The organism is Brevundimonas sp. SL130 (genome assembly GCF_026625805.1).
GTDB lineage: Bacteria > Pseudomonadota > Alphaproteobacteria > Caulobacterales > Caulobacteraceae > Brevundimonas.
In genome coordinates this window covers 989,063-1,006,116 of sequence record NZ_CP113064.1, presented here as the reverse complement: position 1 = coordinate 1,006,116, position 17,054 = coordinate 989,063, and the positions used below count along the sequence as shown (strand labels likewise).

Here is a 17,054-nt window from a genome sequence, read left to right as displayed (position 1 = left end):
GGAAAAAGCCGCACCCATTCTCGACTAATCTAGGGTTCCGTGGTTCCGAGAGAATCGCGCGATCATCCGGCAACGCTCCGACCAAGGAAGTCCCATGGCCAACTTCGAAACCCGCTTCGCCCGCATGAGCCGCCGTGCGGCCATCACCGGCGCCGCCTTGGCGACCATGGCCCTGGCCGCTTGCGGCGGCGGCTCCAAGGGTGCGGCCGAGGGCGACATGGGCCTGGGCGCGCCGGAAGGCGCCAAGGTCACCGTGGTCGAATACGCCTCGGTCACCTGCCCCCACTGCGCCCTGTGGCAGAAGAACACCTGGCCGGCGTTCAAGGCCAAATACGTCGACACCAACAAGGTCCGCTATGTCTTCCGCGAACTGCCGACCCCGCCGGTCGACGCCGCCACCGCCGGCTTCCTGGTCGCCCGCTGCGCCGGCCCGGACAAGTATTTCGACGTCGTCCACCAGCTGATGGCCACCCAGCAGGAGATGCTGACCTCGACGCCGCGCGACTGGCTGCTGCGCACGGCCCAGGCCGCCGGCATGTCGGAACAGCAGTTCAACGACTGCGTCACCGACAAGGACGCCGTCGCCGCCATGGAGACCCGCGTCCAGGCCGCCCGCACCCAGGGCGTGACCGGCACCCCGGCCTTCTACGTCAACGACACCCAGGTCATCACCCCCGGCGGCGAAGGCGCCAGCCTGGCCGACCTGTCCACGGCCATCGACGCCGAACTGGCGAAATAAGACCATGATCCGGCGCGCCGTCCTCACCTTCGCCCTCCTGACCGCCGCCCTGGCGGGGCCGGCCTCTGCGGCCGAGCCCCCGCCGCCGGTGACGGCCCAGGATCATGTCCTGGGTCGAGCCGACGCGCCGGTGACGGTGATCGAATACGCCAGCTTCACCTGCTCGCACTGCGCCGACTTCCACAACCAGGTCCTGCCGACCTTCAAGGCCAAATACATCGACACGGGCAAGGTCCGGCTGGTGCATCGCAACCTGCCGACCGCCCCGGCCAATGTCGCCGCCGCCGCTGCGGCCGTGGCGATCTGCGCTGCGCCGGACCGCTATTTCACCGTGGCCGAGGTCTTCATGCGCGACCAGGCTGAGCTGCGCACCACGGGCGCCAAGCCCTGGTTTGACGCCGGCGTCGCCGCCAGCGGCAAGACCCGTGAGCAGATCGAGACCTGCCTCAACGACCCCGCCACCGGCGCCGCGCTTCAGGCGCAGATCGTCGGGGCGCAAGAGGCCGGCGTGGCGGGCACGCCCGCCTTCTTCGTCAACGGCAAGCCCATCGCCGAACACACGCTGGAGGCCCTGTCGGCCGCCATCGACCCGCTGCTGCGCCGGTAAACGCCAGGACCGATGCAGTTCCAGCGCCTGCGGCTCGTCGGCTTCAAATCCTTCGTCGATGCGGCGGAGGTCCATATCGAATCCGGCCTGACCGGCATCGTCGGCCCCAACGGCTGCGGCAAGTCCAACGTCCTTGAAAGCCTGCGCTGGGTCATGGGCGCCAACTCCGCCAAGGCCATGCGCGGCCAGGGCATGGACGACGTCATTTTCGCCGGCGCCTCGGGCCGTCCTCCGCGCAGCCACGCCGAAGTCCAGCTGACCATCGACAACGCCCAACGCCGCGCGCCCCAGCCCTTCACCGACAGCCCGGTGCTGGAGGTCTCGCGCCGCATCGACCGGGGCCAGGGCTCGACCTACCGGATCAACGGCAAAGAGGTCCGCGCCCGCGACGTCCAGCTGCTGTTCGCCGACGCCTCGACCGGCGCCAACTCCCCCGCCCTGGTCCGCCAGGGTCAGATCAGCGAACTGATCGCCGCCAAGCCCCAGAACCGTCGCCGCATCCTGGAAGAGGCGGGCGGCGTCGCCGGCCTGCACACCCGCCGTCACGAGGCCGAACTGCGGCTCAAGGCGGCCGAGACCAACCTCGAACGCCTCGACGACATCGGCCGCGAGCTGGAGACGGCGCTGAACCGGCTGAGGCGCGAAGCCCGCCAGGCCGAGAAATACAAGAAGATCTCCGCCGAGATCCGCGCCCTTCAGGCCGCCCTGCTCTACGCCCGCTGGAACGACGCCCGCCTTGCGGCCGAGACCTCCGCGGAAGAGCTTCGCAACGCCGACCGGGCCGTGGCCGAGACCACGACTATCGCCGCCGCCGCTCAGACCGCCGCTCTCGCCGCGCAGGAAGCGTTGAAGCCGGCGCGGGAAGAAGACGCCGTCGCCTCCGCCCTGCTGCACCGGGCCAGCCTGGAGCGCGACCGCCTCGACATGGCCGAACAGGCCGCCCGCGCCGAGGTGGATCGCCTGAAGGCCGAGGCCGCCCGCATCGCCGCCGATACTGAGCGCGAGACCAATATGGCCGCCGACGCCAGGCGCGAGCTGGACCGGCTGGATAACGAACTGTCCCGGCTCCAGGCCGAGATCGCCGCCGCCCCCGAACGCGGCCCCGAACTGGACAAGGCCCTGGCCGCCGCCGAGGAGGCCCGCAAGGCCGCCGACGCCGAGGTCGAACGCCTGGCCGGAACCCTGGCCGCCGTCGAGGCCCGCGCCAACGCCGAGGCCGCCCGCCGCCGCGACGCCGAAACCCGCCTGGCCCGCGTCGTCGCACAGCGGGAACAGGCCCAGTGCGAACGCGACGCCCTTGGGCCGCTGGAGACGCCCGAGCTTGAGACCGCCCGCCAAACGCTCGCGACGGCCCAGACCGAACTGACCGCCGCCCGCGAAGCCGTCGAGACGGCCGAAGCCAAACGCGGCGACCTGGCGCGCGCCGAGCAAGAGGCCCGCACCGCCGCCCGCGCCGCCGAGGACCGGCTGGGCCGGCTTCAGACCGAGGCGCGGGGCCTGGCCCAGCTGCTGGTCGGCGGCAAGCGCGACCATCCCCCCGCCCTCGACAAGGTCCGCGCCGACCGGGGCTATGAAGCCGCCCTGGCCGCCGCCTTGGGCGAAGACCTGGATGCGGCTCTGGACGCCCGCGCCGCAGCCTACTGGGCCGGCGCCGAGCCCCGGCCGCCGGTCTGGCCCACAGGCGTCGAGCCCCTGTCGGATCATGTCCAGGCCCCCGAGCAACTGGCCGCCCGCCTGGCCCTGTGCGGCGTCGCCCCCCGCGCCCAGGCGGCCGAACTGGCCCGCACCCTGCCGGTCGGCGCCCGTCTGGCGACGCCCGAGGGCGACCTGTACCGCTGGGACGGCTTCGTCAGCCGCGCCGAAGCGCCCCGCCCCGCCGCCGTCCGCCTGGCCCAACGCACCCGGCTGGCCGAGTTGGAAGCCGAGATCGACAAGGGCAAGCCGGCGCTGGAGCAGGCGCAGGCCCAGCAGAAGACCACGGCCGAGGCCTTCCGCGCGGCGGAGGAGACGGTCAAGGCGGCCCGCCTGAAACCCTTCGCCCTCGACAAGGCCGTCGCCACAGGCCGCGACCGCGTCGAAAGCCTGATGCGCGACCAGACCCGCCGCGAGGCCCGCGCACAGGCGCTGGACGAAGCCTTGGCGCGCTTGACCGCCGAGGTGGCCGAGACTGAAGCCGCCCTGGCCGCCGCACAGACCGTCGACGCCCCGTCCGAAACCGTGAACGGCCTGCGCGACGACTTGACCGCCGCCCGCGCCGCCGCCGACGCGGCTCGCATCGCCGCCCAGACCGCCCGGTCAGACCGAGACGCCGAGGCCCGCGACCGCCAGGGCCGCGAACAGCGCCTGGGCAGCCTGACCCGCGCCCGCGAAGGCTGGATCGCCCGATCCAAGGACAGCGGCGCCCGCGTCTCCGCCCTGGCGAAGGACGCAGAGAAGACCGCCGCCCTGCTGAAACAGGCCGAGGTCGCGCCCCAGGGCTTTGCGGAACAGCGCAGCAAGCTGCTGGATGCGCTGACCGCCGCCGAACAACGCAAACAGGCCTCGTCCGACGCCATGGCCACAGCCGAGACCGCCGCGACCGAGGCCGACCGCGCCGCCCGCGCCGCCGACGCCGCCGCATCCCAGGCCCGCGAGGCTCGCGCCGGTCTGGCTGCTCGCGCAGAGGCCGCAGCCGAGAAGCTGACCGAGGCCGAGGCGACCTTGCGCGAGACCGCCCAGATGTCGCCCGAAGACCTGGCCCGCAAGCTGACGGATGAAGCCGTGGCCCGCCCGCCCGACGCCGCCGGGGCTGAGAGCCTGCTGTACGGACTGGAACGCGAACGCGAAGCCCTGGGCGCTGTGAACCTGCGCGCCGAGGACGAGGCGACCGAATACGGCGACCGGCTGAACAGCATGAAGTCGGAACGCATCGACCTGACACAGGCCATCGCCAAGCTGCGGGACGGGATCGACGAACTGAACGCCGAGGGCCGCGAACGGCTGATCGCCGCCTTCGACGTGATCAACGCCAACTTCAAGGCCCTGTTCGAGGCCCTGTTCGACGGCGGCCAGGCCGAGCTGAAACTGGTCGAGAGCGACGATCCGCTGGAGGCCGGGCTGGAGATATACGCCTGCCCGCCCGGCAAGCGGCTGTCGGTCATGAGCCTGATGTCGGGCGGCGAACAGGCCCTGACGGCGGCGGCTCTGATCTTCGGCGTCTTCCTGGCCAACCCCGCCCCCGTCTGCGTGCTGGACGAGGTGGACGCCCCGCTGGACGATGCGAACGTGGATCGGTTCTGCAAGATGCTGCACGAGATGCGGTCGCGGACGGACACCCGCTTCATCGTCATCACCCACAATCCGGTGACCATGAGCCGGATGGACCGGCTGTATGGCGTCACCATGCCCGAGCGCGGCATGAGCCAGCTGGTCAGCGTGGATCTGCACCAGGCGGAGAAACTGGTCGCATGATCGCCCTGCTGCTCGTACTCGTCGATCCCCAACTGGTCGAAACCGGCGTCGGCCGGTTCGCCATCTATGCCGATGTCGCCTCGATCGAACGGGAGGGCGATACGGCCCGGATGCGCGAGCTTCAGGTCACGGAGACGGGGTTCAAGGTCGGGGATGTGACCTATGTTGGCGGCTGGTCCCGCTGGGCCTTCGACTGCCGCGCGCACACGGCGGATCGGCTCGACTTCGCGTCTCTGCGCGAAGACGGAACCGAAGGCCCCGCGACGCCCGACCCCGCCCCGGCCTATGCGGCGGCGGCGGGCGGAGATGCGGCGGAACTGCTGGCTGTGGCGTGCGGCGAGGCTCCCATAGAAACCCTGTCACTGGTCCAAGCCATTCTTCAGGGCCAAGCCGCGCTGAAGGATTGACCCCTTGCCTCTCCCTCCCCTTCAGGGGAGGGTGGTCGAGCGCAGCGAGACCGGGTGGGGGCGGCCCAGAATGGCCAGGATTGCCAAGGCCAGAGCCATGCGAAAATCCATGAGCCCGCCGGAAGCGCGGCTTTGGCTGTCGCTACGTCGCCTGCGCGCACAGGGCTTTCACTTTCGACGCCAGCACCCCCTGCTTGGCTATTATCTCGACTTCGTCTGCCTTTCGCGAGGACTGGTGGTTGAAGTCGATGGCGGTTCGCACGAGGGGCGCAGCGACTGGGATCGACGACGCGACGACGCCCTGTTGCAAGTGGGGTTGAAGACGCTTCGCATCCCGGCCGTCGACGTCAGGGATCGCCTGACAGACGTCGTGGACTTCATCGTACGCGAGCTTGAGGCGGCCGCCCCCACCCGGCCGCTGCGCGGCCCCCCTCCCCGGGACGGGGAGGGAGACTAAGGCGCTGGCGGACTGACCGGCCTCTCCTCCCCCTGCGGCCATTCCAGGCGGTCGCGCGGCAGGGCGTCGCGGCATTGGTCGCGCATGAAGGCCATCAGCTTCTCGCGGATCTCGCAGCGGAGGTCGAAGGCCACCGGCGCGGATCGCGCGCTGGCTAGGCAGCGGACCTGAAGCACCCGTTCGGTGATGTCGGTCACCTGCATCACCTGGACATCCCCGTCCCACAGTTTCGAGCCCTTGACGATGCCCTCGAAGGCTTCGCGCAGCCGGTCGATCGGGGCTTCATAGTCGACGTAGAAGAAGGCCGTGCCGATCAGCCGGGCGTTCTCGCGGGTCCAGTTCTGGAACGGCGTGGATATGAAATAGGACAGGGGCAGAACCATTCGGCGCCAGTCCCACAGCTTGACCACCACATAGGTCGCCGTGATCTCCTCGACATTGCCCCACTCGTTCTCGACGATGACGGCGTCGTCCAGGCGGATGGGTTGGGTCAAGGCGATCTGGATGCCGGCGACCATGTTGGTCAGGATCGGTTGCAAGGCCAGACCGGCGATGATGCCGACCACCCCCGCAGAAGCCAGCAGACTGACGCCCCACTGGCGGAAGCCGGCGATGGTCATCAGGGCCAGGCCGACGGTGACGATGAAGAGGATGACCTTGGCCACGCGTTGCAGAATGCGGGTCTGGGTCAGGTGTTTGCGAGCGAGCAGATTGTCCTCGACGGCGATATTGTACCGCTTCAGGTGCATCACCGACCACATGTCCAGCAGGCCCGAGGCCAGCCAGCCCAGGGTCAGGACGAACAGGAACTGCAAGATGTTGCGGATGTCCTGGGACGGGCCGGGGTCCATCGGCGAGACGGTCACGCCGATGCCGACGCCGATGATGATGATCAGGACCCGCAGCTTGACCCGGGCGCGTTCGACCGCCCCGCGCCAGAAGACGTCCTTGTTCTTCACGACCCGGCGCAGGATGGCGAAGACGATCTTGTGGGTCAGCCAGCCGCCGCCGACGAAGACCAGCAGGACCAGGACCACGACCGCCCATTCGGGCAGCCAGTCGAACTGATTCCACAGGGCGCGGATCTGGCGGGTGACGGCGATGATTTCGGGAGGCATGGGCTTCCTAACGCATCAGGTCCGCAAGGGTTGAGGTCTCCTCCCCATCGCGAAGCGATGGGGAGGTGGCGCGGCGCATCTTCGCGCCGTGACGGAGGGGTTCTTCAACGCATCGCAGACGTCTGTGGGGCGTCCAGAACCCCTCCACCACGCTTCGCGCGGTCCCCCTCCCCACGTTGTGGGGAGGAGACATTATGAGCGCCCCGCCGTCGCCTCCACCAGATCGGCCAGGCGTTCGGCGGCGTCGGGGATGGCGACCGAGCGGGCCGCCGCCGACATGGACGACAGGCGGGCGGGGTCGGACAGCAGGGCGTCCAGGGTCGCGGTCAGGCCCTGAACCGTCAGATCGTCTTCCAGCACCATCTCGGCCGCCCCGGCGTCGACCAGGGCCTTGGCGTTCAGGCGCTGGTGGTCGTCCATGGCGATCTTCAGCGGGATCAGCACCGACGGCAGGGCCGCGACCGCCAGTTCGGCGCAGGTCGAGGCGCCCGAACGGCCGACGACCAGATGGGCCTTGGACAGACGCTGGGCCATGTCGCGGAAGAAGGGCGCGACCTCGGCCTCGATCCCGGCTTCCAGATAGATCTGGCGGGCGGTTTCCAGGGTCTCGGGCCGCGACTGCTGCTGCACCTTCAGGCGGCGACGCAGGGCCTCGGGCAGGGCCGCCAGGGCGCGGGGCGTGGTCTCGGACAGGATGCGGGCGCCCTGGCTGCCGCCGGTCACCAGGACATGGATCGGACCGCCCTCGACCGGAGCCGCATAGGGGCGGTCGAACAGGGTGCGGATCTCGGCCCGGACCGGCGAGCCGACCACGTGCGAGCGGCCCTGCACCTTGGCCGGCGCCCGTTCCAGCGTCGGGAAGGACGAAGCCACCTGGTTCACATAGGGGGCCAGGATACGGTTGGTGCGGCCCAGGACGGCGTTCTGCTCATGGATGACGGTCGGCCGTTGCGACGTCACCGCCGCCACAAGGGCCGGGGCCGACGGATAGCCGCCGAAGCCGACCACCACATCGGCCCCCAGCCGGTCGAAGGCCGCGCGCGCCTGCATCACCCCCTTGAAGATCTGAACCCCCGCCTTGATCAGGCCCAGCGGGCCGGAGCCGGTCGCCGCATCCAGGTCCAGCCGCTCTTCGGCCGGGAAGGCGTGGGCGTATTGCTCGCCGCGATGATCGGTCGCCAGCACCACGCGCCAGCCGCGCGCGGCCATTTCCCGCGCCAGGGCCTCGGCCGGGAACATATGGCCGCCGGTTCCGCCGGCGGCGACGACGCAGAGTTTGGACATCAGGGACGGTCTCCGAAGGGCTGGGTCTGCATAGTCCTAATTCTCTGCATGGGCACGTCAGCGTGTCGTAAAAACAGGGTGACAAACCGCCAAACCGCCACTGCATTCTGCATTCTTCCAAACCCCTCCCTTTGGTCCCTGGCCCTCGACGGCGGCAGGATGGCACAGATTTCGGGAGTGGTAGGAAGAGGAGGGATCGGTTTAGTCAAAGCCTTGATTGAGCTGATATTTGCGATTGGGATTATGCGCGAAGCCCAACACTCCCCATCGTCATCCTAGGCCTTGTGCCTAGGATCCATACGCCCGGTGTCCGACAGTGGAGTTCAAGCGGCGCCGCTCGAGTCTATGGATCCTAGGCACAAGGCCTAGGATGACGAACCATAAATGACGCTCGCTCTTTGGAAGCCGGACCACAAAGGGGACGCGTTACAGCAACCGCCGTCCCGGCCGCGCCAGGCTGGCGCCCGGTTCATACGCCCCCGGCCGACGACGGGTCAGGGCCAGGGCGAAGCCCATGGTCAGGCCCATGGCCAGCATGGACGAGCCGCCGTAGCTGATGAAGGGCAGGGTCATGCCCTTGGTCGGGATCAGGTTCAGGTTCACCGCCACATTGATACAGGCCTGAAGCCCGATCAGCATGAACAGGCCCGCCGCCGCCGTCTGCTCGAACGGGTCGGTCAGCTTCATGGCCCGGCGCAGGCCACGCACCACGATGAAGGCGTACAGGCCGATCATGGTCAGGCTGAGCACCAGTCCGAACTCCTCGGCCCCGACCGAATAGATGAAGTCGGTGTGCAGGTCGGGGACGTGACGTTTCATCACCCCCTCGCCCACCCCGCGTCCGACCAGGCCGCCGGCGCGAATGGCCTCCGAGGCGGCGTCGATCTGGTGGGTGTCGGTGGTCTCGGGCGAGAAGAAGCGGCTGAGGCGGTCGCGCATATGGCCGAAGACGAAATAGAGCGACACCAGGCCGGCCATGCCCGCGCTGGCCAGGACCGCCATCCATTTGAACGGCACCCCGGCCATAAAGAAGACGGCCATGAAGGTGGTGGTGATCAAAAGCGTCTGGCCGATGTCCGGCTGGATCAGCAGCAGGCAGACCGTCAGGGCGTAGAAGCCGAAGGCGATGGTCACGCCCGGCACCCCCTGCCCCTTCTGCGCCTCGGCGAACATCCAGGCGGCGAAAACGATCAGGCCGGGCTTGGCGAACTCGGACGGTTGCAGGCTGAAGGGGCCGAAATTGACCCAGCGGGCGGCGCCCTTCACCGTGTCGCCGATAAACGGCAGGGCCATCATCACGAGGATGGCGCCGAATAGGGCCAGGACGGCGATGCGGCGCACCCCGCGCGGCGACAGCAGCGAACTGGTCAGCATCAGGGTCAGGCCCAGGCCCGAGAAGACCATCATCCGCCAGGAATAGTGGAAGGGGTCGGTGATCGATTCATCGGCCAGAATGGCCGCCGGGCTGGAGGCGAAGCTGAGCGCCACGCCCAGCCCCATCAGCGCCAGGGCCGCGCTCAGCAGGCCGCGATCCACGGTCCAGAACCACTGGGCGACCGGGCTCTGGTCGTTGCGCGAGAAGGCGGGGGTGTAGGAGGCGCTCATCGGGCTGTCTCCGGGGTTGCGCCGAGGGCCAGCACGGCGGCGCGGAAGGCCTCGCCCCGCACCTCGAAGTCGGGGTACTGGTCGAAACTGGCGCAGGCGGGCGACAGTAGCACGATCTGGTCGCCGCCGGCAGCCTGGGCGTCAGCGGCCGCGGCGGCGACGGCGGCGTCCATGGTTTTCGAGATGACGTGAGGCGTGTCGCGCAGGGCGTGGGCGAAGGCTTCGGCCGCCTCGCCGATCAGATAGGCTTTGGTCACGCGCGGGAAGAGGTCGGTCAGGTCGTCGATGCCGCCGTCCTTGGGCTTGCCGCCCGCGATCCAGAAGACGGCCGGATAGGAGGCCAGGGCCTGACGCGCGGCGTCGGCGTTGGTGGCCTTGGAGTCATTGATGAAGCGAACCGGGCCGATATGGCCGACGGCCTCCATCCGGTGGGCCAGGCCGGGGAAGGTCAGCAGGCCTTTGACGGCGGCGTCATGCGATACGCCCAGGGCCCGCGCGGCGGCATAGGCGAATGCGGCGTTCTGGGCGTTGTGCCGGCCGGGGAGCGAGCGGGCCTGTGCAAGATCTGCAATAGTCTGGCCTTGGGCGCGGATGGTGCCCGGATTAGCCTCAATCCCGCTCATCCCCGCGAAAGCGGGGACCCAGTTCTTTGGGCGGTCCACTTCGTCCGTGCGGCCACGATCTTGATCCCCAGCGCCCTGCCCCTGCGAAAGGACTGGGTCCCCGCTTTCGCGGGGATGAGCGGAAGAGCAGATGGTGATGACCCGGACGTTCAGGCCGGACAAAATCCTCTGCCCCCAGTCCTCGTCCACCCCGACTAGGGCCACGGCATCCGGTCCCTGGGCGGCGAATATCCGCCGCTTGGCGGCGACATAGCCCTCCATCCCGCCATGACGGTCCAGATGGTCCGGCGAGACATTGGTCAGGATCGCCACGTCCGGCGCGAAGCGGGTCGTCAGGTCCAGCTGATAGCTGGAGACCTCGATCACATAGACGGCGCCCGGCGTCGGCACGGGCAGGGCCAGGACGCCGATGCCGATATTGCCGCCGACATAGACTGTCAGGCCCGCCTGTTGCAGCACCCAGCCGATCAGGGCGGTCGTCGTGGACTTGCCGTTGGTGCCGGTGATGGCCACGACCTTCGGCCGCTGCCCCTGAGGCAGGACAGCGATGGCGCGGGCGAAGAGCTCGATATCGCCGACGACCGGCACGCCGGCCTCGCGCGCCTTGTCCACGGTCCAGTGCGGCTTGGGATGGGTCAGGGGGGCGCCGGGCGACAGGACCAGGGCGGCGAAGCCGGACCAGTCGGCGGTCGTCAGATCCTCGACCACGAAGCCCTCGGCCTGGGCCTGAAGCCGGCCCGAGACGCCGTCGTCCCAAAGGATCGGCGTCGCGCCTCCGGCCTTCAGCGCGCGCGCGGCCGTGATCCCCGACCGTCCCAGGCCGAAGACCGCGACCCGCCTGCCCTCATAGCCGGGAACGGGGATCATCTCGGATCTCTCACACCGTCATCCTCGCCCTTGTGGCGAGGATCCATACACCCGGTGTTTCCGCAGAGCGCGCCAGCGGTCGACACCGGGAGTATGGATCCCAGGGACAAGCCCTGGGATGACGGAAGAAAAAAGGCGTCGCTCATCTCAGCTTCAGCGTCGACAGGCCGAGCAGAGCCAGCGCCCCGGCGATGATCCAGAACCGGATGACCACGGTCGATTCCGGCCAGCCCATCTTCTCGAAGTGGTGGTGGATGGGGGCCATCAGGAAGATGCGCTTCTTGGTCAGCTTGTAATAGCCGACCTGGATCATGACCGAGGCGGCCTCCATCACGAACAGGCCGCCGACGATGCCCAGCACCAGCTCGTGCTTGGTGGTGACGGCGATGGCGCCCAGGGCTCCGCCCAGGGCCAGCGACCCGGTGTCGCCCATGAAGATCTTGGCCGGGGGGGCATTGTACCAGAGGAAGCCCGCGCCCCCGCCGATCATGGCGGCGCAGAAGATGGCCAGTTCGCCGGCGCCCGGCACGTGGTGGACCTGAAGATACTGGGCGAAGACGAAGTTGCCGGCCAGATAGGCGATCAGGCCGAAGGCGCCGGCCGCCATCATCACCGGCACCGTCGCCAGCCCGTCCAGACCGTCAGTCAGGTTCACGGCGTTGGAGAAGCCGACGATGGTGAAGGCCGCAAAGGCCACATAGAACCAGCCGATGTTCAGCAGAACCGCCTTGAAGAAGGGGAAGGCGATCGAGGTCTCAAGCCCCGGCGAGGTCGGCGAGGCCTTCATCCACAGCACGGTCAGAACCCCGGCGATCACGGCCACCACCGTCTGGGCCGCCAGTTTCTGTTTCGACGTCAGCCCGGCCGAGGTCTGTTTCGTCACCTTGGCGTAGTCGTCGATGAAGCCCAGCACGCCGAAGGCCGCCGTCACGCCCGAGACGATCCAGATATAGGGGTTGGTCAGGTCGCCCCACAGGAAGACCGCCACGCCGATGCCGGCCAGGATCATCAGCCCGCCCATGGTGGGGGTGCCGACCTTGGACAGGTGGGACACCGGACCGTCGTCGCGGATCGGCTGGCCCTTGCCCTGTTTGGTGCGGATCCAGTTGATGAAGCGACTGCCCATGGCCGCCGCCACGATGGCCGCCGTGGCCAGGGCCAGGGCCGCGCGGACGGTCTGATACTGGATCAGGTTCAGCAGCGGGTACTGATGCGCGACGTCGGCGTAATACAGATACAGAAGATAGAACATGCGGGGGGTCTCTATCGGGTCGCGGGCGGCGTGTCAGGGCTTGAAGGGGCGGTTTGCAGATCGGCCAGGGCCTTGGCGACCAGGGACGCCTTGGATCCGTTCGATCCCTTGACCATGACGATATCGCCGGCCGCCGCCAGCGCGGACGCCTCGGCGGCGAGTTCGGCGGCGGTTTCGCGCCACAGGCCGCGTCGGGAGGTCGGCAGGGCGTCGTACAGGCGCCGCATCTCGGGGCCGGCCGCGTGGACCAGGTCCAGACCGGCGGCCGCGATGGGCTGGGCCAGGCCTTCGTGCAGGGCGCGGCTCTGGTCGCCCAGCTCCAGCATGTCGGTCAGGACCACGATGCGGCGGCCGGTCGTGGGTCGGGCGCCCAGGCTGCGGAAGCCGGCGGTCATCGACAGCGGATTGGCGTTGTAGCTCTCGTCGATCAGGGTGAAGACGCCGCCGGGGATGGCGACGGTGCGGGTCTGGCCCCGGCCCGCGAGAGACTGGAAGCCGGCCAGGGCCTGAAGGCCCGTGTCCAGTTCGACGTCGAGGGCGTTCAGCATCAGCAGGACGCACAGGCTGTTCAGCCCCCAGTGGGCGCCCGACTGGGCCAGGCGGTATTCGAGCGGCTGGCCGAACAGTTCGGCGAAGACGGTGGCCCCTTCCGCGTCCGGGCGGAAATCCAGCAGGCGAGCGTCATGGCCCGGATCGGTCCCGAAGGTGACCAGCCGCGCCCCGACCGCCTTGGCCGCGTCGCACAGGACGCCCGAGAAGGCGACGTCGCCGTTCCCCACCGCCGTGCCGCCGGGGACCAGGCCCTGAAAGATGGAAGCCTTCTCGCGCGCCACGCCCGCCTCGCCGTCGGCGAAGGCCTCGATGTGGACCGGACCGACGGTGGTGACGCAGGCCGCGTGGGGAGCCACGAACTTCGACAGGGGCGCGATCTCGCCCGGGGCGTTCATGCCGATCTCGAACACGGCGCGCTGGGTCTGGACCGGCATGCGGGCCAGGGTCAGGGGCACGCCGATATGGTTGTTGTAGCTCTTGATCGAGGCGTGGGCGGGCCCGGCCAGATCCAGGCCGGCCTTGATCGCCTGGGTCACGCTGGTCTTGCCGACGCTGCCGGTGACGGCGCCGCGCTTGATGTGGGGCGCGCGTTCGCGGGCGGCGACGCCGAGGGCTTCGAGGCCGTGCAGGGTGTCCGGCACGACCACATAGGCGCCGCCCTCGACGGCGTGTTCGACCAGGGCCGCCGCAGCGCCGGCGGCGAAGGCGCCAGGCGCGAACTCATGCCCGTCGCGCGCGCCCTTCAGGGCCAGAAACAGGTCGCCGGCGACGATCTCGCGGCTGTTGTAGGTCAGGCCCGTGATGGGGCGGTCGTCGCCGTGCAGCACGCCGCCCGTGGCGGCGGCGACTTCGGCGGCCGTCCAGAGCGGGCGGGCGGATGTATCAGGCATTCAACGACAGGGCCTCGGACGCGACAGTGGCGTCGTCGAACGGGTGGGTGACGCCGCCGACGATCTGACCCTGTTCATGCCCTTTTCCGGCGATGACCACCACATCCCCGTCGCGCATCATTTCGACGGCGGCCTCGATGGCGGCGCGACGGTCGCCGATCTCCAGGGCGTCAGGGCAGCCGGTGCGGACCTGGGCGCGGATCGAGGCGGGGTCTTCGCTGCGGGGATTGTCGTCGGTGACGATGGCGACGTCGGCCAGACGCCCGGCGATCTCGCCCATCAGGGGCCGCTTGCCGCGATCCCGGTCGCCGCCGGCGCCGAAGACCACGATCAGACGGCCGGCGGCGTGGGGCCGCAGGGCGGTCAGCACCGTCTCCAGCCCGTCCGGCGTATGGGCGTAGTCGACATAGACCTCGCCGCGTCCCGTCTCGGCGCCGATCCGTTGCAGGCGACCTTGGGCGCCGGTCAGGCCTTCCAGGGCGCCGATCACCTCATCGGGCCGGTCGCCGGCGGCGATGCACAGCCCCGCCGCCACCAGGGCGTTCGAGGCCTGGAAGGCGCCGGCCAGGGGCAGCAGGATGTCGCGAACCTCGCCGCGCACGTCCAGGGTCAGACGCTGCCCCTCCGGCGTCGCCTGGCGGCCGATCAGGGCCAGGTCGCGCCCGCGCTCGCCCACCCCCATCACGCCCAGGCCCGCCATGATCGAGGCCGAAGCAAAGGCGGAATAGGCGTCGGAGTCGGCGTTCAGCACGGCGGTCCGCCCGCGCGGCAGCAGGGCCTCGAACAGGCGCAGCTTGGCGGTGCGATAGTCCTCCATCGTGCCGTGATAATCGAGATGGTCCTGGGTCAGGTTGGTGAAGGCGGCCGCCTTCAGCGCCACCCCGTCCAGACGCCGCTGGTCGATGCCGTGCGACGAGGCCTCGACCGCCACATGGGTCACGCCCTTGGCGGCCAGTTCGGCCATCAGGCGGGCGGCCTCGGCGGCGTCAGGGCTGGTCAGGCCGGGGCCGGTCAGGGCGTAGGTCTTGGCGCCCTTTTGGCCGACGACGCCCAGGGTGCCCATGCTGGCCGACTTGTGGCCCAGGCCGGCCCAGATCTGGCGGCAGAAGGCGGCGACCGAGGTCTTGCCGTTGGTGCCGGTCACCGCCACGCAGGTCTTGGGTTGGGCGCCGTAGAAGCCGCGCGCGGCGATGGCGTAGGCCCGGCGCACGTCGCCCGAGGTCACCAGAACCGGCGCGGCGCTGTCCGGCGTATCGGTCGGCGCCAGCACCGCCGCTGCGCCCTGGGCCAGGGCCTGGGGAATGAAGGCGCGGCCGTCGGCGGCCGTGCCCGGCAGGGCGACGAACAGGGCCCCGGGCGCGACCTTGCGGCTGTCGGCGGTGACGCCGGTGATGATCGGGTCGGACGCCAGGTCGCGACGCAGCAGATCGGACAGGTGAAGCGCGTTCACAGGCCGTCCCCCTGCACGCCCTGGTACTCGGGGGTCTTCTCGCCGGTCGCCGTGCGCCAGCGGTCGGCGCGGCGCTCGACGCCCAGGAAGCCGGCGATCCGGTCGGCGATGTTGCGCACCGCAGGCGCGGCCACATAGGCGCCGGTCTTGGGATAGGTCCCCGGCTCGTCCATCAGGACGAAGATCGAGTAGCGTTTGGCGTTCAGCGGTCCGTCCACCGGGAAGACAGCGGCGAACGACCCCAGGGCATGGCTGGGATCATAGCGGCCGTTGACCAGTTTGTTGGCCGAGCCGGTCTTGCCGCCGACCCGCAGGCCGGGGGCGTCGGCGAAACCGCCCGAACCCCGAACCACATTGGCGCGCATCAGCTCCAGAACGGCGCGCGAGGTCTCTTCGGTGACGATCTGCTGCGGCTGGACCCCACGGGCGCCGCCGCGACGTAGGGACAGCGGGATCATCCGACCGCCGTTCGTCAGCGCGCCCATGGCCTGCACCATCTGGGCCGGGGTGATCATGATGCCGTAGCCGAACGACAGCGAGGCCAGGGTCGAGTTGTCCCAGCGACGCGGCAGGACCGGACGCGCCGATTCCTTCAGCTCGATCCCGGCGGCGTCCAACAGGCCCAGACGGCGGAAATAGTCGCGCATGGTGTCCGGCCCCATCTGCACCGCCAGCTGCGAGGTGCCGATGTTGGACGAGTGCAGATAGACTTCCTCCAGGGTCATCACCCGGTTCTGGGCGTGGAAGTCCTGGATCTTGCGGTCGCCGATCTGGAAGGCCTCGGAGGCGTCGAACAGGGTGCTCATGTCGGCCCGCCCGGTGTCGAGACCGGCGGCGACGGTGAAGGTCTTGAACACCGACCCCATTTCATAGTGGCCCGAGACGGCGCGGTTCAGGGCGGCTCCGTCCGGCGCAGCCTTGCGGTCGGCCTGGGTGAAGTTGGGCCAGCTGGCCATGGCCAGGACCTCGCCGGTCTGAACGTCGGTGACGATGGCGACCGCACCCTTGGCCTGGTGTTGGATGGCCGCGGCGGCCAGTTCATTCTCGACCACGCCCTGGATCCGCAGATCGATGGACAGGGGGAAGTTCTCGCCCCGCTGGCCCGCCGCGCGGATCTCGTCGTTGAAGGCCAGCTCGGCGCCGGCGGTCCCCTGCCCGCCCGTATCGGCGTCGCCGATCAGGTGCACGGCCGAGGTTCCCAGCGGATAGGCGCGGCGATCCTCGGGCTCGAACGTCACCCCGCCCAGAGCCAGGTCGTGAACGGCCGCCTTCTCCTGGGGCGTCAGTCCGGTCAGGACGATCAGGCGCCGATCCCCGTCCAGCACCTTGCGCAACCGCGCCGCAGGCAGGCGCGGCAGGGCGCGGCGCAGCTGACGGAAGGCCTGGTCGCGATCCCAGATCTCGGCCGGGTCCAGATAGAGGCCATAATGGACAATGTTGGTCGCCAGCAGCTCGCCGTTGCGATCGGTCAAGTCGCCGCGCACCAGGGCGTCAGGATTGGCGCCGGCCCAGCGACCGCTCGCCTCGCCGAACAGAGCCTTATACGAGGCGCCGATGGCCAGACCTGCGAAGACGCAGGAGAAGACGATCAGGATCAGGAAGATGCGGACGCGGGTGTCTTCTTCCGGCCGGGCGTCGGCGCGAGCCCGCTCGAAGCCATGCTCCAGACGCCAGACCAGTTCCGACAGACCGCGCCAGAAGGGCGACAGCCGTCCCTGAAGGTCCATGCCCGGCGCCGGCCGGTGATAGCGAT

Annotated in this window: 13 protein-coding genes; 5 read left to right on the top strand and 8 right to left on the bottom strand. The window is 69.5% G+C overall.

The features are described from left to right. The first annotated feature begins 94 nt into the window (after window positions 1-94). The 5 genes from OU998_RS05025 to OU998_RS05005 all read left to right on the top strand — a co-directional run bounded on the left by OU998_RS05025 (window position 95) and on the right by OU998_RS05005 (window position 5,660). Window positions 95-739: a DsbA family protein gene (locus tag OU998_RS05025; protein WP_267515741.1), complete on the top strand. Its 645-nt coding sequence runs from the start codon at window positions 95-97 to the stop codon at window positions 737-739. 4 nt (window positions 740-743) lie between these two features. Then, window positions 744-1,346 (top strand): thioredoxin domain-containing protein, encoded by a 603-nt coding sequence (locus tag OU998_RS05020; protein WP_267515740.1) that lies wholly within the window; start codon window positions 744-746, stop codon window positions 1,344-1,346. Window positions 1,347-1,358: 12 nt separating this feature from the next. Beyond that, on the top strand, window positions 1,359-4,796 hold the full coding sequence (locus OU998_RS05015; protein ID WP_267515739.1) for an AAA family ATPase: 3,438 nt from the start codon (window positions 1,359-1,361) through the stop codon (window positions 4,794-4,796). Beyond that, window positions 4,793-5,203, top strand: coding sequence for a surface-adhesin E family protein (locus OU998_RS05010; RefSeq protein ID WP_267515738.1), 411 nt, complete (start codon window positions 4,793-4,795; stop codon window positions 5,201-5,203). Before OU998_RS05015 ends, OU998_RS05010 begins: the two co-directional genes overlap by 4 nt. A gap of 70 nt (window positions 5,204-5,273) precedes the next feature. After that, window positions 5,274-5,660, top strand: coding sequence for an endonuclease domain-containing protein (locus OU998_RS05005; protein WP_267515737.1), 387 nt, complete (start codon window positions 5,274-5,276; stop codon window positions 5,658-5,660). On the opposite strand, the gene OU998_RS05000 is transcribed toward OU998_RS05005, so the two are convergent. The 8 genes from OU998_RS05000 to OU998_RS04965 form a co-directional block, all read right to left on the bottom strand. Then, complete coding sequence (locus tag OU998_RS05000; protein ID WP_267515736.1) at window positions 5,657-6,778, bottom strand: mechanosensitive ion channel family protein; 1,122 nt, start codon at window positions 6,776-6,778, stop codon at window positions 5,657-5,659. The genes OU998_RS05005 and OU998_RS05000 overlap by 4 nt on opposite strands. A gap of 192 nt (window positions 6,779-6,970) precedes the next feature. Beyond that, window positions 6,971-8,062 carry an undecaprenyldiphospho-muramoylpentapeptide beta-N-acetylglucosaminyltransferase gene (gene murG, locus OU998_RS04995; protein ID WP_267515735.1) on the bottom strand — a complete coding sequence of 364 codons (1,092 nt, stop codon included), beginning with the start codon at window positions 8,060-8,062 and terminating at the stop codon, window positions 6,971-6,973. 426 nt (window positions 8,063-8,488) lie between these two features. After that, window positions 8,489-9,667: an FtsW/RodA/SpoVE family cell cycle protein gene (locus tag OU998_RS04990; protein WP_267515734.1), complete on the bottom strand. Its 1,179-nt coding sequence runs from the start codon at window positions 9,665-9,667 to the stop codon at window positions 8,489-8,491. Continuing rightward, on the bottom strand, window positions 9,664-11,157 hold the full coding sequence (murD, locus tag OU998_RS04985) for a UDP-N-acetylmuramoyl-L-alanine--D-glutamate ligase (RefSeq protein WP_267515733.1): 1,494 nt from the start codon (window positions 11,155-11,157) through the stop codon (window positions 9,664-9,666). The genes OU998_RS04990 and murD overlap by 4 nt, the downstream gene beginning before the upstream one ends. A gap of 142 nt (window positions 11,158-11,299) precedes the next feature. Continuing rightward, window positions 11,300-12,409, bottom strand: coding sequence for a phospho-N-acetylmuramoyl-pentapeptide-transferase (gene mraY / locus OU998_RS04980; RefSeq protein ID WP_267515732.1), 1,110 nt, complete (start codon window positions 12,407-12,409; stop codon window positions 11,300-11,302). 11 nt (window positions 12,410-12,420) lie between these two features. Further along, on the bottom strand, window positions 12,421-13,851 hold the full coding sequence (locus OU998_RS04975) for a UDP-N-acetylmuramoyl-tripeptide--D-alanyl-D-alanine ligase (protein WP_267515731.1): 1,431 nt from the start codon (window positions 13,849-13,851) through the stop codon (window positions 12,421-12,423). Further along, the gene (locus tag OU998_RS04970; RefSeq protein WP_267515730.1) at window positions 13,844-15,301 is read right to left on the bottom strand and encodes a UDP-N-acetylmuramoyl-L-alanyl-D-glutamate--2,6-diaminopimelate ligase; all 1,458 of its coding nucleotides are present in this window, start codon (window positions 15,299-15,301) and stop codon (window positions 13,844-13,846) included. The genes OU998_RS04975 and OU998_RS04970 overlap by 8 nt, the downstream gene beginning before the upstream one ends. Beyond that, the gene (locus OU998_RS04965) at window positions 15,298-17,028 is read right to left on the bottom strand and encodes a peptidoglycan D,D-transpeptidase FtsI family protein (protein WP_267516713.1); all 1,731 of its coding nucleotides are present in this window, start codon (window positions 17,026-17,028) and stop codon (window positions 15,298-15,300) included. The genes OU998_RS04970 and OU998_RS04965 overlap by 4 nt, the downstream gene beginning before the upstream one ends. Window positions 17,029-17,054 lie beyond the last annotated feature (26 nt).